This is a genomic window from Phytohabitans sp. LJ34, assembly GCF_052068095.1.
Taxonomy (GTDB): Bacteria; Actinomycetota; Actinomycetes; order Mycobacteriales; family Micromonosporaceae; genus Phytohabitans.
In genome coordinates this window covers 225,215-248,635 of sequence record NZ_JBQHDG010000006.1, presented here as the reverse complement: position 1 = coordinate 248,635, position 23,421 = coordinate 225,215, and the positions used below count along the sequence as shown (strand labels likewise).

The following is a 23,421-nucleotide window of genomic DNA, read 5'->3' as shown; positions in this document are numbered from 1 at the left end:
CTGGGATAGGGTGGCCACTGTGGACGCACGAGAGATGTTGATCGAGGCGTTCGACCGGCTTCCCGACCTGGTCCGATCCGCCGTCGACGGGCTGACCCCCGAGGAGCTGCACTGGGTGCCCGCGCCGGGTGCCAACTCGGTGGGCTGGCTGGTCTGGCACCTCACCCGGATCCAGGACGACCACGTCGCCGACCTCATGGGCGAGCAGCAGCTGTGGGTCCGCGACGGCTGGGCGCGCCGCTTCGGGCTCGACCCCGACTCCGGCGACACCGGGTACGGGCACAGCGCCGCCCAGGTCGACCGGGTCCGCCCGGAGAGCGCGGAGGCGCTCGTCGCGTACTTCGACGCGGTTTCCGCCCGCACCGCCGACTTCCTGCGCGGCCTGTCGGCCAAGGACCTCGACCGGGTCGTCGACGAGGGCTGGGATCCGCCGGTGACGGTCGGCGTGCGCCTGGTCAGCGTGCTCAACGACGACGACCAGCACGTCGGCCAGGCCGCCTACGTGCGTGGGCTGGTCAAAGCCCGCTAGCCGCACCCGGGCGCAGCACCCTCAAGACCCATATCCTGTGAACGGACAGGGAGGGAGGTGCGCGATGAGTGTCGACGAGAAAGAACTTGTCGCCTCCGTACCAGATGGGCTTTTCATCGGGGGTGAATGGCGGCCGGCGTCGGGCGGCGAGTGGGTCGACGTGGTCGACCCGGCGACCACCCGGCCCCTGACCCGGGTGGCCGACGCCACCGCGGACGACGCGGTGGCCGCGCTGGACGCCGCCGCCGGCGCGCAGTCGTCGTGGGCGGCCACCCCGCCCCGGCAGCGCGGCGAGATCCTGCGCCGCGTCTTCGAGCTGATGAACGAGCGGGTCGACGAGCTCGCCGTGCTGGTGACCCTGGAGATGGGCAAGCCGATCGCCGAGGCGGCCGCCGAGGTGAAGTACGCGGCCGAGTTCTTCAGATGGTTTTCCGAGGAGGCGGTGCGGATCAGCGGCCGCTGGTCCGACGAGCCCAACGGCGCCGGCCGCCTGCTCACCATGAAGCAGCCGGTGGGGCCGTGCCTGCTGATCACCCCGTGGAACTTCCCACTCGCGATGGGCGCCCGCAAGATCGGCCCGGCCGTCGCGGCCGGCTGCACGATGGTGGTCAAGCCCGCACAGCTCACCCCGCTGTCCAACAACCTGATGGTCCAGCTGTTCGTCGAGGCGGGCCTGCCGGCCGGTGTGCTCAACGTGCTCACCGCCTCCTCGGCCAGTCGCGTGGTCAAGCCGATCATCGGCGACCGCCGGCTGCGCAAGCTGTCGTTCACCGGCTCGACCGAGGTGGGCAAGACGCTCGTCGAGCAGTCCGCCGGCAACCTGCTGCGGCTCTCGATGGAGCTGGGCGGCAACGCGCCGTTCCTGGTCTTCGAAGACGCCGACCTGGAGCTGGCCGTCGAGCAGGCGGTCATCGCCAAGATGCGCAACATGGGCGAGTCGTGCGTGGCGGCCAACCGGTTCTACGCGCACGAGTCGGTGGCCGAGGAGTTCGCGCAGCGGCTCGCCGCCGCGCTCGCCGACATGCCCGTCGGCCGCGGCACCGAGCCGGGCGTCAAGGTCGGCCCGCTGATCGACGAAAAGCAGCGCGGCAAGGTGGTCGAGCTCGTCGACGACGCGGTACGCCGCGGCGCCCAGGTGCTCACCGGCGGCGGGCCGCCCGAGCGCGACGGCTACTTCTTCACGCCCACCGTCCTCACCGGCGTGCCGACCGAGGCCGACATGCACCGCGAGGAGATCTTCGGGCCGGTCGCGCCGATCTACCAGTTCCGCACCGACGACGAGGCGCTGCGCCTGGCCAACGACACCGAGTACGGCCTGGTCGCCTACGCCTTCTGCCGCGACCTCAAGCGCTCGCTCCGCGTCGTCGAAGGCCTGGAGAGCGGCATGGTCGGCCTCAACAAGGGGTTGGTCTCCAACCCGGCCGCGCCGTTCGGCGGCGTCAAGTGGTCCGGCATGGGCCGCGAGGGCGGCGCCGAGGGCATCGACGAGTACCTGAACATCAAGTACGCCGGCATCGCGACCTAACCCGGTCCGGGAACCGAGGGCCGGCGGCGCGCATCCAACCCGGTATGCGTGCGCGGCGGACCTCCGTGACCCGGCCCCTCCTCCTCGGCTTCGCGGCCGTGCTGGTCGCCACCTGCGCGGCCGCCGCCGGCCCGGTCACGGCCGCGCCGCGGGGCCTCGTCACCGCCGACCTGGCCCGGCAGGCGCCCCCACCCGGCGGACCCGCACCGGCCGTCGTCGACGGCCTCACCGATGTCGGGTACCAGCTGAGCCGCCGCGCGGCCGCCCCCGACGGCAACTGGGTGATGTCGCCGCTGAGCATCGCGTGCGCGTTCGCGATGGCGCGGGCCGGCGCGGGCGGCGAGACGGCCGCCCAGCTCGACCGGATCTTCCACTTCCCGCCGGCCGGCACCCACGAGGCGTTCAACGCGCTCGACCGCCAGCTCGCGCCGGACGGCGGCCCGCTGCGGATCGCCAACGCGCTCTGGGCCCAGCCCGGCCTGCCCATCGGAAAGCCGTTCCTGCGTACGCTCGCCGAGCAGTACGGCAGCGGAGTGCGCACAGTGGACTTCCGCTCGCCCGGTGCCACGGAGGCGATCGACGCCTGGGTGCGGGAGCAGACCAACGGCCGCATCCGCAAGCTCTTCGACCGGCTCGACCCGGACACCAAGGCGGTGCTGGCCAACGCGATCTACTTCAAGGCCGACTGGCGCACGGCCTTCCTCAGCACCGATCCGGGCGCGTCGTTCACCCGGCCGGACGGGAGCACCGTCAAGGCGCCGATGATGAACCAGGTCGCCTCGCTGGCGTACGCGGAAGGGCCGGGCTGGCGCGCCGTCGAGGTGCCCTACAAGACCGGCGACTACGCCATGTGGGTGCTGCTCCCGGAGCCGTCCGGCGGCGCGCCGCTCGACCTGCTCGCGCCGGACACCCTGGCCGCCGTCGGGAAAGGGCTGCGCCCCGCGTTCGTCGACATGACGATGCCCAAGTGGGAGTTCGACGCCAGCTTCGACCTGCTCGCCGTGATGCGCGAGCTGGGATTCACCGCTGTCGGCGACTTCTCCGGCATCAACCCGCACCTCTACCTGGGCCAGGCCGTCCACCGCGCGACCATCACGGTCGACGAGGAAGGCACGGAAGCGGCCGCGGTGACCGGTATGGCCATGCCGGTGTCCGCCGGCCCGCGGCCGGAGGTGACGTTCCGCGCCGACCGGCCGTTCGCGTTCGCGATAATGCACACGCCCACGCGGACGCCCGCCTTCATCGGCACGGTCACCGACCCCACCGCCTGACCGGCGGCCGTGTCGCGAAAGCGACGCGTGACCAACAGCGGATGGGTGAGGCCGCGGGAGCGACGGTCTGGACCACGACGGACGTCGCGGTAGCTCACGTTTTCGGTCTGGAAAAGCCCGAGACAGGCTGCCCATCCCGACGGTGGTGGGGCCGGACCAGGCGACCGGTCACCCTGGCCATATCGGTTCAGATGCGGACACCGCGTGCGACGCCGCGGCCGGCCCGGCACGGACCCTGGCCGGCATGAACAACTACCCGGTGCCCGGGCACACGGGCGACCACCGGCTGTCGCTCGACCTCGTGACCGACGTGCGCGCGGTGCTGGTCAAGCACGGCTACCCCGAGCTGACCTACGACGACCTCAACCTGCTGCGCGCGATGCTGGCGCGCTTCATCTACAAGCCCGACACCGCCGCCGGCGCGCGGGCCGGCGGCGGTGTGCGGGAGGTCGAGCCGCCCTCAGGCGACGGTGCAGGCGGTGCCGTTGAGGGTGAACGCGGCGGGCCGTCCGGTGTTACCCGTGTGGGTGGCCTGGAAGCCGATACCCGTCGACGCGTTCGGCGCCAGCGTGCCGTTGTACGTGGCGTTGCGGGCGGTCACCGCCCCACTGTTCGGTGAGTAGGACGCGTTCCAGCCGGACGTGATCGTCTGTCCACTGGGGAGGGTGAAGGCCAGCGTCCAGCCGTTGACCGTGCTGGTGCTCGTGTTCGTGATGGTGATGGACGCGGTCAGGCCGGTGTTCCAGGAGTTGACCGTGTAGCCGACCCGGCAGGCGCCACCGGTGGGCGGCGGCGACGTCGTGGGCGGCGGGCCAGTCGTGGGCGGCGGGCCGGAGGTGGGCGGCGGCGGCGACGTCGTAGGAGGCGGCGTCGAGGTGTTGAGGCCGAAGAAGCGGATCGCCTCGGCCGCGTTGACCGGGAGGTTGTGCGGCACGCCCTGCATGCTGATCGCCTCGACCGGCGCCTGGCCGCCGCTGCCCCCGTACCGTGTGCGCGTCTGGCCGGAGGACGGCGTGTCGGTGAACGTGGGCGTCTGGCTCAACCCGTGCAGGTTGGTCCACTGCTTGATCTCTTCGCCGAAGTTCGGGTAGCGCAGCGTCTCGTCATTCGTGCCGTGCCACAGCTGCATCCGCGGCCGCGCGCCGGTGTAGCCGGGGAACGCGTTGCGGACCGTGTCGCCCCACTGCTGCGCGGTGCGGATGATCTGGCCGTTGGCGCACTGGCTGTTCCAGGTGGAGCCGTCGGTGGTGGCGAAGCAGCCGAACGGCACGCCGGCGAAGGCGGCGCCGGCCTTGAACACGTCCGGGTAGAGGCCGAGCAGCACGTTGGTCATCATGGCGCCCGAGGAGACGCCGGTGGCGAAGATTCGGTTGGGGTCGGCGTTGTACCGCTGCTGCACGTAGCTGACCATCGAGCGGATCGAGACCGGGTCGCTGCCGCCGTCGCGGCGCAACGCCTGCGGGGAGTACACGTCGAAGCAGTTGCCGCTGCGGGTCGCCGACGGGTAGATGACGATGAAGCCGTACTGGTCGGCCTGCTGGGCGAACTGGGTGCCGGAGTAGAACGCCGGCCCGTTGCCGGTGCAGTAGTGCACGGCCACGAGGATGCCGGGGCGGGCCTGCACCCGGTCCGGCACGTACAGGTGCATGCGCAGGTTGCTCGGGTTGGTGCCGAAGCCGGTGACCTCGACGAGCGACGCCGCCGATGCCGGTGGGGCGAGGGTGAGGGTGGCGGCCACGAGCGCGGTCGCGAGGCCCGCGGCGGCGATCATGATGCTTCTGAGTCTCATGCGGGGTGGTCCTCCCGAACCGTCGATGCCCAGAGCGCTGAAACATTCCGTAGTATGTACCGGAACGCATCAACGCGCAAACATGCATCTATATGCTCTGCTCGGGGGCGGTGACGGCGTCGTTCTGAGGTTCCGGAGGTGGTGTGGAAGGGCAACGTTTCTGGCGAGTTCCGGAAAGACGGCCGCAAGGCCCGCATCGTACAATGCCGGGCGTGACCGGGATCGGCGCCGCCGCATCCGTCGGCGACGGCCGTCGCCGCGGCAAGGTCACCGTGGCCACGATCGCCCGGCTGGCCGGGGTCTCCGCGCCCACCGTCTCCCGCGTGATCAACGGGCAGGCCGGCGTCGCGCTCAGCACCCGCCGGCGGGTCGAGGCGGTGCTGCACGAGCACGGCTACCAGCGCGGCGACGCGGTCACCCAGGCGCCGCTGATCGAGCTCGTCTTCCACGCGCTCGACAGCCTGTGGGCGCTGGAGATCATCGAGGGTGTCGAGGAGGTCGCCCGCGACCAGAAGCTCGCGGTCGTCCTCACCACCATGCAGGGCCGCCTCACGCCCGGCGCCGGCTGGACCGAGCAGGTCCTCTCCCGCCGCCCGATGGGCGTGATCGCGGTGATCTCCGAGATCACCGCGCACCAGCAGGCCCAGCTGGCCACCGGCTCGATCCCGCTCGTCACGCTCGACCCGACCGGCGAGCCGCTGCACGACACGCCCTCGGTCGGCGCGGCCAACTACAGCGGCGCGCTCGTCGCCACCCGCCACCTGATCGAGCTCGGCCACCGCCGCATCGGCATGCTCTGCGGCAACCTGAAATGGCCCTTCTGCCGGGCCCGGCTCGACGGTTTCCGCGCCGCGATGGACCAGGCGGGCGTGCCGGTCGACCCCGACCTGGTCCGGGTCGGCCCGCTCTACGTCGAGGGAGCGGCCCGCGAGACGGCCGTCCTGCTCGCACTGCCCGAGCCGCCGACCGCCATCTTCGCCACCAACGACCTCCAGGCGCACGGGGTCTACGAGGCGGCCCGCCAGGCCGGCGTGCGTGTGCCCGACGACCTGAGCGTCGTCGGCTTCGACGACCTGCCCTTCACCCGGTGGGCCGGGCCGCCGATGACCACCGTGCGGCAGCCGCTCAAGCGCATGGGCACCACGGCCGCCGCGATGCTCGTCGCGCTCGCCTCCGGGCAGGTGCCCCGCGAGCGCCGGGTCGAGCTGACCACCGACCTCATCGTCCGGCAGAGCACCGCGCCGCCGCGCACCCGGTAGGGGCTAGGCCTGTTCAAAGGATTGTCGAGGCGAGCCGGAGTCCAGGCGGCGTCCGGTGGTGGCGGGCGCGAGGTCGCATAACGGTGTTGCATGCGGCCTTTCGCCCGACGTCGCTGGTCGTCTGGGCCCGGCGCTGCCCGGCAAGGATTTGTCAGCAGGCCCTAGGCGCCGACGCCGCCCCACGGGCCCGGGTCACGGGCGGTGCGGCCCTGGTCGGCGATCCGCTCCGACTCCTTCGCCGCCCGCTTCGCGGTGCGGTCGGCCATCGCGGCGATCTTCGCCGCGCGCTTCTGGGCCCGACGGGCCTTCCACTCGCGTAAATTGAACATCCATTCAGCGTAGGACCCGAAGTCTAGGGGAAATATGCCACTGCTCTTCTCGTACGGCACCCTCCGCGACCCCGCGGTGCAGCGGGCCAGCTTCGGCCGCGAGCTCTCCGGGCGGGAGGACGACCTTCCCGGGTACCGGCTGGAGCTGCTGGAGATCAGCGACCCGCACGTGCTCGACCTCAGCGGCCTGGCCGAGCACCCGATCGTGGTGGAGACCGGCGACGCGCGCGACACCGTGGCGGGCGTGGTGTTCGAGGTGACCGACGGGGAGCTCGTCTCCGCCGACGAGTACGAGGTGGACGACTACGAGCGGGTGCTCGCGCGGCTCGGCTCGGGCGCGGAGGCGTGGGTGTACGTGAAGGTCACCTGAGGCCGTCGTAGTAGCCCTTCAACGCGGGGTAGTAGTCGTCGAACGCCACCGGCGGCGCGTCGTTTCGGGCCGCCACCAGCTGGTCCAGGTAGAACTCCCAGCCCGGGCCGACGTCGCCGAGGCCCTCGGTCGTGTCGAGGTGGTGCGTGAAGCGCAGCTCCGTGCCACCGTCCACGTCGGACAGCTGGAGCTCGGTGCGCCAGCTGCCGGCCTCGTCCACAGCGGACAGTGCCAGCCGCCGTGGTGGCTCGCAGGCCTCGACGCGCATGTCCATCCAGGGCTTGCCGTCCTCGAACTCGAGCCGCACCTTGATGGACCGCCCCGGCGCGGCCTCGCCCTCCCACGGCCCGAACCACCGCGCCGTGCGGGCCGGCTCGGTGAGGCTCGCCCACACGTCCTCGGCGGGCGCCCGGAAGGTGCGGGTCAGGACCAGGTCGGTGCCGAACAGCCGGCCGGTGGGTACAGGGCTCATGCGCTGCGTTCCTCTCGTGCGGTGGTCTCGGCGGCGGCGGCGCCGCGCCGCTCGCGGGTTCGTTCGGTGGTCTCGGCGGCGGCGCCGCGCCGCTCGCGGCGGGTGTGGTGGACCTCGGTTCGTTCGGCCGTCTTCGCGGCGGCGCCGCGCCGCTCGCGGGTTCGTTCGGTGGTCTCGGTGGCGGTGGCGGTGGCGCCGCGCCGCTCGCGGCGGGTGCGGTAGACCTCGGTCTCCAGCGCGTCGAAGTGGCCCTCCCAGGCGGCCGCCCGATCGTCGCGCAGGAACGGGGTGAGCCACCGCGCCAGCGCGTCCAGCGGCGCCGGATCGAGCCGGTAGAACCGCTGCCGGCCGGTGAGCTCGTCGTGGACGAGCCCGCTCTCGCGCAGCACCCGCAGGTGGCGGCTGACGGCGGGCCGGCTGATCGCGAAGCGGTCGGCGATCTGCCCGGCCGACATCCGCCGCTCGCGGATCATCGCCAGGATCTCGCGCCGCACGGGGTCGGCGATCGCTCCGGCCACTTCGTCCACGGGCAGAAGCGTAACCCATCGGTTACGCTTTCGCCAGACGGGCCGGGGTCGCGGCATATATCGCGACGCGGTATATGCCTCGGCCATGAGCAACGGACCCTCGAGGGACCCCGCGTTCCTCGTCCTCACCGCGCTGGCCGCGGCGCCCCAGCACGGATACGGCGTCATCGAAGACGTCGCCCAGATCTCCGAGGGGCGGGTGCGGCTGCGCGCCGGCACGCTCTACGCGGTGCTCGACCGGCTGCGCGCCGACGGCCTCATCGAGGTCGACCGGGAGGAGATCGTCCAATCTCGACTGCGCCGCTACTACCGGCTCACCGCCGCCGGTGCCCAGCGCCTGGCCGAGGAGACCGCGTGGCTGCGCCGCAACACCAGCGCCGCCACCACGCGCCTGCGCCGCAGCGGGCTGCTCGCCGAGGGAGGGCCAGCGTGACCGAGGTCCTGGAGCGGCGATACCGGCGGCTGCTCGCGGTCTGGTATCCGTGGGAGCACCGCCGGCTGTACGAGCGGGAGATGCTCGCGGTGCTGATGGCCGGCGCCCGGCCGGAGCAGCGGTGGCCCTCGGCCCGCGACACGGCAAACCTCGTCGGGCACGGCCTGCGCACGCGGTTCGGCGCGGCGGGCACCGGCCTGGCCGCCCCCGCGTGGGCCGAGGCCGCGGCGGTGACGGCGCTGCTGGGTGCGCTGGTCCTGCTCTCCCAGCGGGTGTCGCGGATCGCCGAACACCTGGTGCTGCCCGGCCCGGCGCCGACGCCCACGCTGTGGCTGCGCGCGCTCGCCTGGACGGCGGTCGTCGCGGTCGCCCTCGCCGGCTGGCGCGTGCTCGCGGCCACCTGCGCGTGGCTGACGGTGGCCGCGGAGGCGGTGCTGTTCGCGCGGCAGTACCAGGACATGCCGGTGGCCGCGATGGGCACCTTCGTCCCGCTCGCCCTCGGCGTCCTGGTCGCCGCCGGGCTTACCCTGCCCGCACCGCGCCGGCGCGCGCTCGCCCTGCTGGGCTGGGCGCGGATCGCCGTGTTCGCCTCGGCCCTCGCCACGGTGCACGGGGTCTACCTCAACAACCAGCGCGGTCGCGACCGGCTGTACGACGGCGAGGCGTTCTACGTCTGGTTCGGCCTGGAGTCCGGGTCGGACGCCGGGCTCTACCTGTTGCTGGGGCTCGTCGCGGTCGCCGGGATCGCCGCCCTGCTCGTACCCGCCACGCTGCCCCGGCCGGTCCGCTGGCGCGTGCTCGCGATGGTCGCGCCGATCGCCGTGGCGCTGGCCGTCATCGAGCGGGGGCTGGACGGCTGGGCGTACTCGAATGGACACATGGGACACCCGATCTACCTCGCGCCGATCCAGTGGGTGGTGCTGACCGCCGGCCCGCTGCTGGCCTTCGCGCTCGGTGTCCTCGTCGTGCACCGGCTGGAGCACGTCCGGCGGATGGTCGCGGTCGGCGAGGCGGCGGAGGAGACCGGTCCGGCCCGCGACTGAGCGGTGCGGTGCCCGCCCGCACGGGGGACGGGCGGGCACCGCCGGGGTCACCGCCAGGTGATGGTCACCGTGGTGCCTGCGGCCGGCGTGAGCGTCCGGTTGGCGCCGGTCTCCCAGGTCACCGTGCCGTCGGGGTTCTTCTTTATCAGCTTGTACTCCATGGTCTGGTCGAGCGGCAGGCGGACCGTCCCTGTCCACACTGGATAGTTGGCCGGGTCCAGTGCGACGGCGTCGGCGGGGTTCCAGGAGCCCACGGCGGGCGTGGAGCCGACCAGGAAGACGTTCTGTCCGAAGTAGGTGGTGGCGGTGGCGTCGAACGTGACGGCCGCCGTGCCACCGGTTTGACTCCACGTCGCGGTGTGCGCCGCGCCGGCCGTGCCCGAGCGGTTGGGTGTGCTCTCCCACGTGACGGTGCCGCCGCTGATCCGTGCCAGCTTCCACTCGAAGGCGGTGCCGGCCGGGATGGAGACGCCGCCGCCGAACGAGCCGGCCGTCGCGCCCGGCGTGAGGCGCAGCCCGTTCGCCGGCGTCCACGAGCCGAGCTGGGCGATCGAGCCGACGACGTATACGTCCTGCCCGGTGGGCGCGGTGACCTGGAACGTGGTGTCGCCGGCCGGTGGCGGCGTGGTGCTCCCGCTCGTGCGCGCGTCGACGTGCAGTGCCACCCCGCGGTTGGCCGGGATGGTCGTGGTGAACGCGCCACCGGAGACCGCGATCGTGCCGCCCGTGCACGCGCCGGTGGCCGCGGTGAACGTGCCGCGCGCGACGTTGCAGTACGTCCCGTCCGGCAGGCTGGTGCCGAAGGTGCGGCTCCACGCCTCGCCGGTGGCGTTGAACGCGGCGTACCCGCGGCCGCCGCGGGCGAACGCGAGCCGCCCGTTGCCGTCGGTGACCGTGCTGGAGATGCCGGTGCCCTCGGTGGCGTTGCGGAAGCTGGGCATGCCGGCGACCTGCTCGTGGCGATGCTCGCAGACCCACTGACCGTTCGCACAGTCCGTGGCGTTGGTGGTGCCGTTGGACGAGCTGGGCGGGCCCTGCGCCTGCGCGGTGAAGGCGTAGCTCGACATCAGCTGCACCGTGCCGTACGGGTGGGCCATCATGAACGCGTCCGCGACGTAGTACCGGTCGCCGTTCTTGTACGTGAGCGTCGGGCTCGCCCGCTGGGTGTCGTGGTTGTCGACGAACACCACCGCCTGGCCGCCGGACAGCCCGCCGTAGTCCGGCAGGTTGGCGAACTGGGCGATGTTGCCGCCCTGGAAGCCGCTGGACACCGCGCGCTGGTAGTCGAAGTTGGTCACCTTGCCCAGCGGCGCGTACGCGGTGTACGGGATCGTCGCGTCCCCGTACACCTCGTGGAAGATGTCCGGTCGGCCGCCGAAGCCGGGCACGTCGTGCAGGCGGGAGATGATGTCCGCCAGGTGTGCCTCCTGCACGTGCTTGGCCGCGTCGACCCGGAAGCCGGCCACGCCCAGGTCGATCACCGCGTTCATGTACTTGGCTATCTTGCGGCGCACCTCAGGATCGCCGGTGTCGAGGTCGGCGAGCGCGAGCAGCTCGCAGTCCTGCACCTCGGCCTTGTTTCCCCAGTTGCTGATCGTCGTGTAGCAGGGCCCGAAGTTCGGGTAGGTGTACGCGTCGCCGGAGCCGTCGTCGAACAGGTTCGGGTACTCGTACTTGCTGTACACCGTGCCGGCGCTGCCCGGGCCGCTGCCCGCCGAGCCGGTGCCGCTCATGTGGTTGAGCACCACGTCGACGTAGATCTTCACGCCGGCGTCGCGGCACCGGTTGACCATGTCGACGAACTCGGCGCGGGTGCCGCGCCGGGTCTGGTCCAGCCGGTAGGAGACCGGCTGGTAGTCCTGCCACCAGGGGTAGGTGGCGCCCTCCGCGCTCGGCAGCACCACGTGCTCCTGCGGCGGGGAGACCTGCACGCCGCCCCAGCCGTTCGGGCCGAGCGTGGTCTCGCACTCGCGCGCCACGGAGCTCCACCGCCACTGGAACAGGTGCACGATGGACGACCCGTTCGCGACGGCGGCGTGGGCGGCCGGCGCGGTGGCGACCGTGACGGCGACGGCGGTGAGCAGGAGCAACGGGACGGTCGCGGCCGCTGCCCAGCTGGCCGCGGCCCTTCTTCGTGGGTTCACTGCGCACTCCAGGGGTGTGGGAGATGGAGGCACTTGCGATCTTTGCAAGAAGTTGCAGACGTCGTCGCAACAAGGTAGCAACATCGATCGCTGTTTGTGAACCACCCGCCCGGAGGTGGTTTCCGAGGAGGGCGGCCCGCACGGCCGCGCGGGGAGTGTCCACGACGTCGGCCGCGGGGGTGCCCACGACGTCGGCCGCGCCGCGTACGGCGCGCCGTGGTAGCAGCCGGCCGCGGTGAGCGTGGTGCGGCGTGGTAGCCGCTGGTCGCGGTGGGCGTGGTGCGCTGCGGTAGCCGCCGGTTGCGGTGAGCGTGGTCCGCCGGTCGCGGCCTGCGCGTCACGCTCCGAAGTGGACGCCGGTGTCAGTCCTTCTCGGACGCCAGCACGACGAGCACCGGGTAGTTCTCCGGCGGCCGCCCGTCGACCAGCGCGATCCCGGTCGAGAAGTCGCCGTCGCGCCACACCCTGGAGCGGTAGCCGGGGCCCCCGTCCGGCGGGAAGCGGGTGTCTTCGGCCCAGCCGTCGCCCAGCTCCCGGGCGTAGTGCGCGGCGACCGTGTCCCACGTGGTGCCGGCCGGCAGGTGGAACCCGCTGTGGTCCCACGGCCCGTCGAAGTGCTTGTCCATCCGGCGGCGCAGGTCGACCATCGCGACTTGGGCGGCGATGACGGCGTCCCCCTCGCCGAGCCCGTCCACAGCTCCGGCGGGAGCGGGTGGCGGGGGTGGCGGGTCGCCTTGTCCACAGGCGCCCGTCCCCAGGAGGGTCGCCGCCAGTAGAACGGTCACACGGATCCGGGTGGCGATCATCGCAGGGGATCGTAGCGGGCGCGTGCCAATCGCGCGGGGCGCGCCGGGTGAGCGGCGGCCGTCAGCCGGCGAGCTTCGTGGCACCGAGCGGCCGCCGCCGTGGAGAAGCTCCCGCACGGGCGACCCGCGGGACCGCCTGCACGCACTGCCGCGCGCCCGCGCCGAGGCGGGCTAGTGGGGTGGCCGCAGGCCGCCGCTCACCCGGTGAAGGTTTGTGGCACCGCCCGCACGCGCTGCCGCGCGCCCGCGCCGAGGCGGGCTAGTCGGGGTCGAGCGCCTTCGACTCGGCCAGCAGTTTCCACAGGCCCGCGCCGTCCGGGGCGGAGAACCACCGCTTGCCGGCCTGGTCAGAGGCGGTCAGCTGGTGGCCCGCCGGCGACGGCAGGCCACCGGCCAGGACCGCCTGGGTGGGGGAGAGCGCGCGGATGGCGACCGCCGCGACCTGGTCCGGATGGGTCTCCGCGAACGTGCGGTAGATCTCCGGGTCGTGCTGCCCGTCGTCGCCGACGAGCAGCCACCGGATCCACGGCAGCTCCTCGGCCAGCCGGTTGAGCGCGGCCAGCTTGTGGGCACGCCCGCTGCGGAAGATGCGGTCCTTCTGCGGACCCCAGTCGGTGAGCAGCAGCGGACCCGGCGGGTAGAGGTGGCGGGAGAGGAAGCGGGTGAGGGCGGGCGCCACGTTCCACGCGCCGGTGGACAGGTAGAGGACCGGTGTGCCGGGGTGCGCGGTGATGAGCCGCTCGTACAGCACGGCCATCCCGGGCACGGCCGCGCGGGCGTGCTCGTCCAGCACGAACGTGTTCCACGCCGCGAGCAGCGGCCGGGGGAGCGCGGTGACCATCACGGTGTCGTCGATGTCGGACACGACGCCGAAGGTGACGGTGGGGTCGACGACGCGCACCGGCGCCTCGACCGGTTCGCCATCGCCGCTGCTGAGCCGGACGGTGCGCCAGCCGGGCTCGAGGTCCGCCTTGACCACCGTGTCGATGAACCCGCCACGGTCCGCGACCGCCTCGTGGCGCCGCCCGGCCACCTCGACGGTGACGGGCGCGTCCTTGGCGGAGACGGTGGTGAAGCTGCGCCAGCCACGCAACTTGCCGGCCTTGCGGGGGCGGCCGTGGTCGGGGCGGCTGACCATCACCCGGCCCATCACCCGGACCCAGCCGGGGGCGCCGTACCCCGTGTACGGCACGACGGTCGCCGACCAGCCCCGCTTGCGCAGCCAGCCCTCGAGCACGTCGTGCACCGCGTCTTCGATCCGCGCGGCGCGGTGCACCTCAGTCACCTCGCCAGCCTCGCACACGACCATGGTCCGCGCACCAGCGGCGGCGCTGTCAGCGATCACCCAGTTGGGGGTGGAGGAGCGGGAGCGAGACCCGGAAGAGCGCACCGCCGCCGTCGGCCCGCGTCGGCGAGGCGGTGTCGTCGCCCTCGGGCCGCGTGGCAGAGGCGGTGTCGTCGCCCTCGGGCCGTGTCGCCGCGACCGTGCCGCCATGGGCCTCCACCAGGGACGCGACGATCGCCAAGCCCAAGCCCGCGCCCCCACCGGCGGTGCGGCTGCGGGACTCGCCGGCGCGGTAGAAGCGTTCGAAGACCCGCTCGGCCTCCGCCGGCGCCAGGCCCGGGCCGCTGTCGGCCACCTCCAGCACCGCCGCGCCGTCCGCGATACCCACACCGATGCGGACCGGGCTGCCGGCGGGGGTGTGACCGATCACGTTGCCCACGAGGTTGGCGACCACCTGGCGCAGCCGTGCCTCGTCGCCGCTCACCGGCGCCGGACCCGCGGGACCCGCGCCGCCCGGACCGGTCACCGTCACCGTGCGGGTGGGGTCCAGCGCGGTGAGGTCGCGGCGGGCGTCGGCGGCGAGGGTGCGCAGGTCCATCGGCGCGCGGTGCAGCGGCAGGCCGGCGTCGCCCTCGTCCAGCCGGGCCAGCAGCAGCAGATCCTCGGTCAGCTGGGCCAGCCGCGCCGACTCGCTCTCGATCCGGGCCATGGTGAGGCCTACCTCGACTTCCCCGGCGACGCCACCCATGCGGTACAGCTCGGTGAAGCCCTTGATGCCGAACAGCGGCGTGCGCAGCTCGTGGCTCACGTCCGCGACGAAGCGCCGCATCCGCGCCTCCGACGCGGCGCGGGCCGCGAACGCGGCCTCGATCTGGCCCAGCATGCCGTTGAGCGCCGCGGCGAGCCGCCCGATCTCGGTGCCCGGGGCGGCCTCGTCCGGCACCCGCCGGGAGAGATCGCCCACCGCGATGGCGGCCGCAGTCTGCTCGATCCTGCGTAGCGGCCGCAAGCCGGCGCGCATCGCGAACCAGCCCGCCACCGCGAGCACCGCGACCAGCCCGAGCCCGGTGACGAGGCAGACCACGCGCAGGCGGGTGAGCGTGCCATCCACAGTGGACGTCGAGGCGGCCACCGCGATGCCGGCGCCGGGCGGCGGAGGCTCGCCCAGCAGCGGCGTTGCCGAGCGGGGGAGCGCCACCACCCGCCACTCCGCCCCACCGTCCACATCGGCCACCGTGAACGGGTGCCCGCCCCGGGCCGCCACCCCCGCCGCGTCCAGCCGGGGCAGGTCCGGCCGGCCCGTTCCGGCGTTGTGCATAACGCGTTCGACACCGCCGTCCGCGCGCAGGTACACGATCTCGATCCCGTCGACGAGGTCGAGACGGGTGCTCAGCTCGGCCGGCAGGACCGCAGGATCGAAGCCGGGGATGGCGGCCGGCGACACCCCGGACAGGAGAGTGGTCAGCTGCGTCAACTGCGAGTCGACCCGCTTGACCAGGTGGCCCCGCAACACCTCCGAGACCACCGCCCCGCTCACCGTGAAACCCACCGCGAGCAGCGCCACGCAGATCAGCAGCAGCCGCGCCCGCAGCGACAGGCGCCTCACGGGCGGGGCTTCCGCAGCACGTACCCGACGCCGTGCACGGTGTGGATGAGCTTCGGCTCGCTCGTGTCCACCTTGCGGCGCAGGTAGCTGATGTACGTGTCGACGATGCTGGGGTCGCCGCCGAAGTCGTAGCGCCAGACCTCGTCCAGGATGCGGGCCTTGTGGACAACCTGTCCCGCGTTCGCCATCAGGTAGTGCAGGAGGCGGAACTCGGTGGGTGACAGCCGCACCGGCCGCCCGCCCCGCGTTACCTGGCGGCCCTCCGGGTCGAGGGTGAGGTCGCCGACGGTGAGGTCGCCGCCGGCGCCGGTGGTGCGCCGCAGGATCGCGCGGATGCGGGCGATCAGCTCCTCCAGGTCGAACGGCTTGGTCACGTAGTCGTCGCCGCCCAGCGTCAGTCCGTTGATCTTGTCTTCGGGCGCGTCCCGGGCGGTGAGGAACAGCACCGGCACCGGCCGCCCCCGCTCGCGCAGCCGCCGCACCACGTCGAAGCCCTCCATGTCGGGCAGCATGATGTCCAGCAGCACGAGGTCGGGCGCCTGGCGGGCGGCCGCGGTGAGGGCCTCGGCGCCGGTGGCGGCCGACGCGACCGTGAAGCCGGCGAAGCGGAGCGTCGCCGACAGCAACTCGCGCAGGGTCGGTTCGTCGTCCACCACCAGCAGTCGCGCCACGCCGTCCATCCGTCCTCGCTTTCTTGATGCCGGTGTCACCTTCCGCGCCGGCCCGGGTGGCGCCCGCGCCGGGTGGCGCCCGCGCCGGGTGGCGCCCGCGCCGGGTGGCGCCCTGTCCGGGTGGCGCCCGCGCCCGGGCTCCGGCCCTGTCCGGGTGGTGCCCGCGCCCGGGCTCCGGCCCTGTCCGGGTGGTGCCCGCGCCCGGGTGGTGCCCGCCCCGGGATGGCGCCCGCACCCAGGGCTCCGGCCCTAGGCGTCGCGGGCACGCAGCACCGCGAACGCCGCCACGAGCGTGGCCGCCACCGCGACGCAGAGCACCCCGTAGCCCGCCCAGGGTCCGAGCAGGTCCGGATCCGACTTTACGGTCATCACCCGCGAACCGGCGGTGGTCGGCCACCACCGCACGAGGCGTTCGCCCCACCCGCCGGGTAGCCCTTGGCCGAACGCCGGTACCAGCAGTGTGACCGCTACCAACACGGTGATCCCGCCGGCTGTGGACCGCACGATCGTGCCGACGGCGACGCCGAGCAGGCCGATCGCCGCCAGGTAGAGGCCGGCGCCGGCGGCGGCGCGTGCCACGTGCGGTTCGGCGAGCGTGGTGTGCGGCGCGTCCGTGCCGGCGAGCGTGACCTGGCCCAGCAGGAACGCCCCGAAACCCACCACCAGCCCGGAGACCAGCGCGACCGCCGTGAAGACCGCCGCCTTCGCGGCGAGCAGCCGGGCCCGCCGGGGTACCGCCGTGAGGCTGGTGCGGATCATCCCGGTGGCGTACTCGCCGCTGATGACGAGCACCCCGAGCACGCCGAGGGCCAGCTGCGCGGCGAGGTAGCTCTGCGTGCTCACCTGCGTGGGGTCGAACGCCGCCCGCTCGGCCTCGGGCAGCTCCGCGTACCCGGCACCCGCGCCGGAGCTGATGAGCACGCCGAGCCCGATCGCGAGGACCGCGAGGGCGAGCAGGGTGAACGCGGTGGAGCGGAGCGAGCGCAGCTTCGTCCACTCGGAGAGCAGGATCCCGGTCATCGTTCCACTCCGAACTCGACTGATTCGCGGGTCAGCGCCATGAACGCCTCCTCCAGCGACTGGGTGCGGGGGGTGAGCTCGATCAGCGGCACGCCGTCGAGCGCGGCGAGCCGGCCGATCTCGGCACTGTCCAGATCGGACACGACGAGCTCGTCGGCCTTGTCGCGCCGGACGGCGGCGCCGGCGGCGCGGAGCCGGTCGGCGAACGTCGCCGCCTCCCTGGTGCGCACGACCACCGCCGGGTCGGCGCTGTCCCGCATGAACGCGTCCAGAGCGGTGTCCGCGATCAGCCGGCCCCGGCCGATCACGACCAGGTGGTCGGCGGTGAGCGCCATCTCGCTCATCAGGTGGCTGGACACCAGCACGGTGCGCCCCTCGGCGGCCAGGTCCCGCATGAGGTTGCGGATCCAGCGGATGCCGTCCGGGTCGAGGCCGTTGACCGGCTCGTCGAACAGCAGCACGGCCGGGTCGCCCAGCAGCGCGGCGGCGATGCCGAGGCGCTGGCTCATGCCCAGCGAGAAGCGCCCCACCCGCTTCTTGGCGACCGCCTCAAGTCCGACCAGGCCGAGCACCTCGTCGACCCGGCGCCTGTGGATACGGTTGCTCTGGGCGAGGCAGAGCAGGTGGTGGTACGCGGTGCGGCCGCCGTGCGCCGCCCGCGCGTCCAGCAGGGCACCGACCTCGCGCATGGGTACGGGCAGGTCCGCGTACCGCCGGCCACGCACGGTCACGGTGCCCTTGGTGGGTGCGTCCAGACCCAGGATCATGCGCATGGTGGTGGTCTTGCCGGCGCCGTTGGGGCCGAGGAAACCGGTCACCTGCCCGGGTGTGACGGTGCACGTGAGGTCGTCGACGGCCATGGCGCGGCCGAAGTGTTTGGTCAACCCTCGCAGCTCGATCATGCCGCCGATGGTGGCGGGCCGAGATGGCCGGCTCCGGGGAGCTTCTGTGAGCTTTCTGAGAGCGCCCCGCGCCCGCGACCCCCCGCGCCCGTGACCCCGCGCCCGCGCCCGCGCCTCGCCGGCTCGACCAGCGAGCCTTCCCACGACCGGTGCGCCCGAAATACACAGGAAAACTTCAGCGCCGCACCGACGCCAACGCGGGGTCGGCGAACACTTCGGTCAGGCGGTGAGCTTGGCGATCTCGGCTATTTCCGTGGGCGGGTCGACTACCGGCTGGATGACGAGCTCGTCGATCCCGGCCGCCTCCATGGCGGCGATCCGGGCGAGGAGGTCGTCCCGGGTGCCGACCAGGGTGAGTCTGTCCACCAGCGACGGCAGCACCAGGTCTCGCTCCGCTGGAGCGACGCGCCCCAGGTAGTTTGCGTAGAGCGCCTGGTACCGGTCCGGCGCGGTGGCCGTGGTGCCGCGCCGGTCGAGGAGGCGCCGCACGGCCGCACGTTCCTCGGCGCCGAGTGTCTCGGCGAAGGCGGGTTTGTCGGCGGCGAAGACCAGGAAGGACAAGACGGTGTGGCCGGTCGCGTCCCGTGCCGGGGCGCCGTACGGGTCCTCGCTGTCGCCGAGCAGGTGGAGCGAGGTCATCAGATAGGTGTCGCCGTCCACAGGTGTGCCCGCGGCCTGCGCCGCTTCTCGGCGGGCATCGTCGAACGCGCGCCAGGCCGCGGGATCCAGGACGGCGAAGGAGAGCAGGCCGGCGCCGCGACGGCCGGCGACGGCGGCGGCCTTCAGCCCTTGCGCGGCCACCACGAACTCGATGGGGGCGGCGGCGCGCGGGAACCGGATGTCGCGGACCCGGTCACCCTCGCGGTAGCCGGTCGGACGGCCGGCGCACAGATCTTGCAGCGACGCGGTGAACGTCTCGAGCTCGGCCACTGTGGTCGGCGGCATCCCCAGGGTGCGCCGGGCGGAGTTTCCGGTGCCGACGCCGCAGATGATCCGGCCCGGTGCCAGCGCGTCGAGGCTGGCCAACCCGCTCGCGGCGGCCGGTGCCGACCGCAACGCCGGCGACGTCACGCCGATGCCGAGTCTGATGCGGCTGGTGGCCTTCGCGCACAAGGCCAGAGCGGCGAACGGATCGCCGTGGACCATCGGGGTGTCGTAGACCCAGAAGCTGCTCAAGCCCAGCTCTTCGGCTTGTACGGCGAGCTGCTCCACACCAGGGCGCGCCGCGACCACGATGCCCGTACGCAAAGGTGCCTCCCCGGGCTCGTCCGCCACCGCGCGGCCATCGTAGCCTCCGTCGCGGTGCGTGCGTCGAGACCGCTGGTCACGGAAGGGGCTTGCACCGCGGACCTGGCAGCGGCGGCCGGGGTTTCGGCGAGCGCCAGCTCGCCGCCGGCCGCCGCGGTCTCCGGCGGGAGCGGCGGTCCGCCGCTGACGCGGACCCGGGACATGTGTCAGAGATAGCGGTTCGCGATGGAGCTGAAGACCTCGCGCTGCGGGCGGGCGCGGCGCAGCAGCTCGCGCAGGCCGTGGACCGCGCGGTCGTCCGGGTCGAGCCGCACCGCGCTGGCCGCCTCGGCCCACACCTCGTCCTCCTCGGCGCAGGTGTCGAGGAGGCTGTCGAGGTTGTTGCGGGCGTCGCCGGGGCGTTCGGCGCGCTCGCCGAGCGGGTCGAGCAGGTAGGGCCAGCGGACCATCAGCTCGACGAGGCGGGCCATCTCGATGCTGTGCCGTTCGATCGCGAGGAGGCTGGGGCTGAACAGGCCCATCCGGTGGTCGAGCACCATGTAGAAGCGCCACAGGTTGATGAACGCCTTGGTCTGCCGGGGATTGCGGCCGGGCAGGCTGAGCACGGCGGCGCGCAGCGCGTCGCGTACCGGGGGGAGGGACTCGAGCTCGCCCACCGTCGCGACGCTGCTCGCGGTCGTCGGGGTGTCCGGCATGATGACGAGCTCGACCGTCGTGGTGGCGGGTGGCGCGGTCTCGGTGGCGGCGACCCGGCGCCGGGCCACCGAGCGTTGGCGCGGTGGCCGCACCGCGGGCGTGGGCGGCGCCGGGGCGGGTGCGGGCGCGGGCGGCGCCACCGTGACGGGGTTGAGCAGCTGGTCGAGGTACGCGCTCAGCGCCGTGTCCGGCACCCGCGGCAGCCGGATCGGCAGGTCGATGATCTTCTCCATGAAGCGCCAGCCGGTGTGCCGCAGGTGCCCGAAGCTGGCCGGGTCGTCGACCGCGCGCCGGTCGATGTCCTGGAAGGCGGTCTCCAGGTGTGCCGCCACCGTCGCCGGATCGAGGGCGATGACGAAGACGCACTGGCCGAAAGCCTTGTTGAGGAACAGGTTGATGGCCTCGATCGTGTCGGCGACGATGGCCGGGCCGCAGCGGTCGAGGTCGTCGATGAACACGTACAGTGGACTGTCCCTAGTGGCCAGTCCGACGACCTCGGCCACGTCGTGCTGGAGCATGTAGAGGTAGCCGCGGTCGGTGGAGGAGAGCGGGTCGTTGGCGCCCTTCCAGGCGTGTTCGGGCCCGGCGCGGCTGTTGAGCTCGTCGGGCGCCACCCAGCCGTGGACGTGTTTGAACGAGCCCTTCGTCAGCTGCGCGATCGTGAGCAGCACGGTCAGCATGAGCAGCGTGCTCGGGCCGAGCAGCGCGGCGACGGTCGGGTGGTTGATGGCCGCCACGCCCATCGAGACCACGGCCACGACGAGCAGGAAGAACAGCAGCGCCAGGGCGATGAGCCCCCACAGGCTGCGCGGGACGTAGCTGGCCACGATCCGCCGCCGCAGCGCGTTGGGGTCGGTGCGGCGGAGGTTGAGGTCGAACCAGAGGCGTTCGCGCTCGGGCTTGGCGAGGCGCTCGGTGACCGAGATGAGGATCTCGCGGGTGAGGCCGGCCCAGATCTGGTCGGTGCGCTCGTACATCCACGGGTTGAACCACACCGAGATCGCGCCCGCGCCGGTCGCCTCGCGGGGACGCATCTCGTACTCCAGCGGCGCGGTGTGGTCGCCGGAGCGGTGGATCTGCCGCCACGCCCAGGCCCGGGTGAGGTGGGTGCGGACGTCCGTCGACCCGCGGCCGAAGCGCCGGGCCCGCGGGGTCGCCACCAGGCGGTGGCTCGGCTCCGCGGAGCCGGCGTCGGTCCACGGGTCGACCCGGCCGCGCAGCTGGCGCAGCAGGCTCGACTTGCCCTGCCCCCACGGCGCGTGCACGCCGACCACCACCGGCGGCTTGGTGTGCGGGGAGGCGAGCGCGTCGTGCAGCGTCTCGACGAGCGCGTTGCGGGCCAGGTAGTCGCGCTCGGTGGGCTGGTCCTGTAGCAGGATCGAGGCGGGCCGCACGCCCCGCCCGACCGAGCCGCCGGAGCGAAGTGGACTGTCCACTGTGATCGGCCACAGCCGCACCGCGCCGTCGTGGCCGGCGGTGAGCAAGCCCGACCGGACGCCGCCGGCGGCCCGCGGCCGCACCTCGCCCTCCGCGGTGGCCAGCGCCACGATGTCCATGGAACGGATGCCGGCGGTGCCGCCGCGCACCGGGTTGCCGACCAGCGTGCCGTCGATGTGCCACACCACGACCCGGCCGTCGTCGCAGCCGCCGAGCACGAACGTGGTGCCGCCCACCTCGACCGTGGCCAGCGCGCGCACCTGGCCGGCGTCGTGCGAGACGGCGAACCGGGACACCGTCGCGCCGGCGATCGGGTCGACCAGCAGCACCCGGCCGTCGTGCAGGGCGGCGACGACGAGGTCGCGGCCGGTGTCCCGCACGCCGCACGCGACGCTCACCGCGGCCAGCGCGACCGGGTGCGAGCCGCCGTCGCGCAGGGATACGGCGCGCAGCCCCTTGCCGGAGCCGATGACGACCAGCGGCCCTTCCTCGGCCTCCACCGGGATCACCGCGTTGACCTCGCCGCAGTCGGTGGCGATCACGCGCACCTCGGGTGCCTCGGCGTCGAGCGCGATCATCCGGACCGTGCCGTCGGCGCTGCCGCTGACCAGGTGCAGCTGGTCGCCGTCGCGGAGCGTGGTGAGCGCCCACACCTCGCCCTGGTGCCCCATCGGCAGCTCGGCGCGCAGCTCGCCGGTGGCCGGGTCCCAGTCGAGCACCCGGTGGTCGGCGCCGCCGCTGACCAGGTGCGGCCGCTCCCGGTCGCCGGCCGCGGTGAGCGCGCGCACCGTGCTGGTGTGCCGCCGCAGCGCGCGCGGCCCCCGGCGGCCGGCCGGGTCGACGACGCTGACCACCTGGTCGACGCCGGCGCAGGCCACGTACGGGCCGTTGACGGTGTCGCCGTGCGCGACCGCCCAGATCGTGGTGTCGGTCTGGAAGATCCCCTCGATGGTGTCCTCGTCGAGCAGGGCGGTGCTGAGGTGCTTGATCTGGACGTCGCCATTCATGTCGCCGGAGGCGATCACGACGCCGTCGGAGGTGGTCATGCAGGCCAGCGCCCACACCTCGCTGCCGTGCCGGCTGATCTCCAGCTCGGGCCGGTCGGCGGAGCCGTCGAGCCGCCACAGCGCGACGAGCCCGGTGGCCGAGGCGGACACGAGCATCGTGGTCTGCTTGTCGCTGACGTGCCCGAGGCGGCGGATGGTGCCGTCGGCCACGAACGACTCGCGCGCCCGCAGCTCGCCCGCGCCGCCGGCCGGCTCGCCCCACACCCGCATCCGCCGGTCGGCCGCGCCACTGACCACGATGGACGCGCCGTCGCCGTCCTGCGTCGCGATCAGCGACCAGATTTGGCCCTCGTGCGCCTGCTGCGCGATCGGCACCGCCTCCGGCCGGTCCAGCTCCCAGGTGGCGACGAAACCGTCCGTGTACGCGCACGCCACGTAGCGCCGGTCGCCGGCCGTGTACGAGCAGACCTTGAACAGGCGGCTCGCCTCGCGCTCCGGCGGGTCGGGCAGCCGGGCCGGCGGGCCGCCCCCGGGGAGCCACACGTGCAGTCCACTGTCGAGGATCGCGGCGACGGCCGGCCCGTCCGGCGTCGGGTAGATCGCCAGGTCGCGCACCGAGCCGGCGCCGAGCTCGTGGTGGAAGACCTCGTCGCCGGTGACCGGGTCGTACCCCCAGAGGGTGCCGTCGGAGGCGCCGGCGAGGAGCACGTCGTCACCGTGCGGCACGGGCAGCGCGGCGACCGCCGTGACGATGCGCTCCGGGGCGATCACCCGCAGCGGCGTGCCGTCCGCCGAGTCGATCAGCTCCAGCCCCTGGTTGCGCGCGGTGACCAGCACCGACTCGCCGCCGACCGTCACGAAGCACATGTGGTGGACCGATCCGGCGAGCCGGGAGGTGGCGGCCTGCGTCATGATCGTTCGCATCCCCGTCGCGTACATGGCGTAATCAGTACCAATATCTTCCGGTGTTGACCTTCATGTCCCCGCTCCCTGTCGGCTTACCGACACATAGGACACCCCTGCGGGGGTCCGCGCCGGTGTGTGATCATTCC

20 protein-coding genes are annotated in these 23,421 nt (G+C 73.2%); 7 read left to right on the top strand and 13 right to left on the bottom strand.

Going from position 1 to position 23,421, the window contains the following annotated elements:
* The first annotated feature begins 19 nt into the window (after positions 1 to 19).
* From ACTMTJ_RS13325 to ACTMTJ_RS13315, 3 genes are all read left to right on the top strand, one after another.
* Positions 20 to 529, top strand: a complete 510-nt coding sequence (locus ACTMTJ_RS13325; RefSeq protein WP_441216660.1) for a mycothiol transferase — start codon at positions 20 to 22, stop codon at positions 527 to 529.
* Positions 530 to 593: 64 nt separating this feature from the next.
* A complete protein-coding gene (locus tag ACTMTJ_RS13320) occupies positions 594 to 2,054 on the top strand; it encodes an NAD-dependent succinate-semialdehyde dehydrogenase (RefSeq protein WP_441216659.1) in 1,461 nt (486 codons plus the stop codon).
* Positions 2,055 to 2,119: 65 nt separating this feature from the next.
* The gene (locus ACTMTJ_RS13315) at positions 2,120 to 3,325 is read left to right on the top strand and encodes a serpin family protein (protein WP_441216658.1); all 1,206 of its coding nucleotides are present in this window, start codon (positions 2,120 to 2,122) and stop codon (positions 3,323 to 3,325) included.
* A 460-nt stretch (positions 3,326 to 3,785) separates the two neighbouring features.
* On the opposite strand, the gene ACTMTJ_RS13310 is transcribed toward ACTMTJ_RS13315, so the two are convergent.
* Positions 3,786 to 5,114, bottom strand: coding sequence for an extracellular catalytic domain type 1 short-chain-length polyhydroxyalkanoate depolymerase (locus tag ACTMTJ_RS13310; protein WP_441216657.1), 1,329 nt, complete (start codon positions 5,112 to 5,114; stop codon positions 3,786 to 3,788).
* Positions 5,115 to 5,326: 212 nt separating this feature from the next.
* On the opposite strand from ACTMTJ_RS13310, the gene ACTMTJ_RS13305 reads away from it, so the two are divergent.
* The gene (locus tag ACTMTJ_RS13305) at positions 5,327 to 6,373 is read left to right on the top strand and encodes a LacI family DNA-binding transcriptional regulator (RefSeq protein WP_441216656.1); all 1,047 of its coding nucleotides are present in this window, start codon (positions 5,327 to 5,329) and stop codon (positions 6,371 to 6,373) included.
* A gap of 161 nt (positions 6,374 to 6,534) precedes the next feature.
* On the opposite strand, the gene ACTMTJ_RS13300 is transcribed toward ACTMTJ_RS13305, so the two are convergent.
* Positions 6,535 to 6,702 carry a hypothetical protein gene (locus ACTMTJ_RS13300; protein WP_441216655.1) on the bottom strand — a complete coding sequence of 56 codons (168 nt, stop codon included), beginning with the start codon at positions 6,700 to 6,702 and terminating at the stop codon, positions 6,535 to 6,537.
* Between the two features lie 34 nt (positions 6,703 to 6,736).
* Here ACTMTJ_RS13300 and ACTMTJ_RS13295 point away from each other — a divergent pair, with 34 nt between their 5' ends.
* Positions 6,737 to 7,072: a gamma-glutamylcyclotransferase family protein gene (locus tag ACTMTJ_RS13295; RefSeq protein ID WP_441216654.1), complete on the top strand. Its 336-nt coding sequence runs from the start codon at positions 6,737 to 6,739 to the stop codon at positions 7,070 to 7,072.
* Here ACTMTJ_RS13295 and ACTMTJ_RS13290 read toward each other — a convergent pair.
* Both ACTMTJ_RS13290 and ACTMTJ_RS13285 read right to left on the bottom strand, forming a co-directional pair.
* Entirely contained in the window at positions 7,065 to 7,544 is a 480-nt protein-coding gene (locus ACTMTJ_RS13290) for an SRPBCC family protein (protein ID WP_441216653.1), read from the bottom strand. The two genes, ACTMTJ_RS13295 and ACTMTJ_RS13290, sit on opposite strands and share 8 nt — an antisense overlap.
* Entirely contained in the window at positions 7,541 to 8,071 is a 531-nt protein-coding gene (locus tag ACTMTJ_RS13285) for a metalloregulator ArsR/SmtB family transcription factor (RefSeq protein WP_441216652.1), read from the bottom strand. The genes ACTMTJ_RS13290 and ACTMTJ_RS13285 overlap by 4 nt, the downstream gene beginning before the upstream one ends.
* 85 nt (positions 8,072 to 8,156) lie before the next feature.
* On the opposite strand from ACTMTJ_RS13285, the gene ACTMTJ_RS13280 reads away from it, so the two are divergent.
* A complete protein-coding gene (locus ACTMTJ_RS13280; RefSeq protein ID WP_441216651.1) occupies positions 8,157 to 8,504 on the top strand; it encodes a PadR family transcriptional regulator in 348 nt (115 codons plus the stop codon).
* Positions 8,501 to 9,547, top strand: a complete 1,047-nt coding sequence (locus tag ACTMTJ_RS13275) for a hypothetical protein (protein ID WP_441216650.1) — start codon at positions 8,501 to 8,503, stop codon at positions 9,545 to 9,547. The genes ACTMTJ_RS13280 and ACTMTJ_RS13275 overlap by 4 nt, the downstream gene beginning before the upstream one ends.
* 47 nt (positions 9,548 to 9,594) lie before the next feature.
* Here the strand turns inward: ACTMTJ_RS13275 and ACTMTJ_RS13270 are convergent, their stop codons facing one another.
* The 9 genes from ACTMTJ_RS13270 to ACTMTJ_RS13230 all read right to left on the bottom strand — a co-directional run bounded on the left by ACTMTJ_RS13270 (position 9,595) and on the right by ACTMTJ_RS13230 (position 23,293).
* Positions 9,595 to 11,691, bottom strand: coding sequence for a carbohydrate-binding module family 20 domain-containing protein (locus tag ACTMTJ_RS13270; protein ID WP_441216649.1), 2,097 nt, complete (start codon positions 11,689 to 11,691; stop codon positions 9,595 to 9,597).
* A 362-nt stretch (positions 11,692 to 12,053) separates the two neighbouring features.
* On the bottom strand, positions 12,054 to 12,497 hold the full coding sequence (locus ACTMTJ_RS13265; protein WP_441216648.1) for a hypothetical protein: 444 nt from the start codon (positions 12,495 to 12,497) through the stop codon (positions 12,054 to 12,056).
* 259 nt (positions 12,498 to 12,756) lie between these two features.
* A complete protein-coding gene (locus ACTMTJ_RS13260; protein ID WP_441216647.1) occupies positions 12,757 to 13,782 on the bottom strand; it encodes an App1 family protein in 1,026 nt (341 codons plus the stop codon).
* Between the two features lie 49 nt (positions 13,783 to 13,831).
* A complete protein-coding gene (locus tag ACTMTJ_RS13255) occupies positions 13,832 to 15,388 on the bottom strand; it encodes a HAMP domain-containing sensor histidine kinase (RefSeq protein ID WP_441216646.1) in 1,557 nt (518 codons plus the stop codon).
* Entirely contained in the window at positions 15,385 to 16,068 is a 684-nt protein-coding gene (locus ACTMTJ_RS13250; RefSeq protein ID WP_441216645.1) for a response regulator transcription factor, read from the bottom strand. The genes ACTMTJ_RS13255 and ACTMTJ_RS13250 overlap by 4 nt, the downstream gene beginning before the upstream one ends.
* 240 nt (positions 16,069 to 16,308) lie before the next feature.
* Positions 16,309 to 17,079: an ABC transporter permease gene (locus ACTMTJ_RS13245; protein ID WP_441216643.1), complete on the bottom strand. Its 771-nt coding sequence runs from the start codon at positions 17,077 to 17,079 to the stop codon at positions 16,309 to 16,311.
* Positions 17,076 to 17,981: an ATP-binding cassette domain-containing protein gene (locus ACTMTJ_RS13240; protein WP_441216641.1), complete on the bottom strand. Its 906-nt coding sequence runs from the start codon at positions 17,979 to 17,981 to the stop codon at positions 17,076 to 17,078. Before ACTMTJ_RS13240 ends, ACTMTJ_RS13245 begins: the two co-directional genes overlap by 4 nt.
* Positions 17,982 to 18,200: 219 nt before the next feature.
* Entirely contained in the window at positions 18,201 to 19,229 is a 1,029-nt protein-coding gene (locus ACTMTJ_RS13235; protein WP_441216639.1) for an LLM class flavin-dependent oxidoreductase, read from the bottom strand.
* 206 nt (positions 19,230 to 19,435) lie between these two features.
* The gene (locus ACTMTJ_RS13230; RefSeq protein ID WP_441216638.1) at positions 19,436 to 23,293 is read right to left on the bottom strand and encodes a P-loop NTPase fold protein; all 3,858 of its coding nucleotides are present in this window, start codon (positions 23,291 to 23,293) and stop codon (positions 19,436 to 19,438) included.
* Positions 23,294 to 23,421 lie beyond the last annotated feature (128 nt).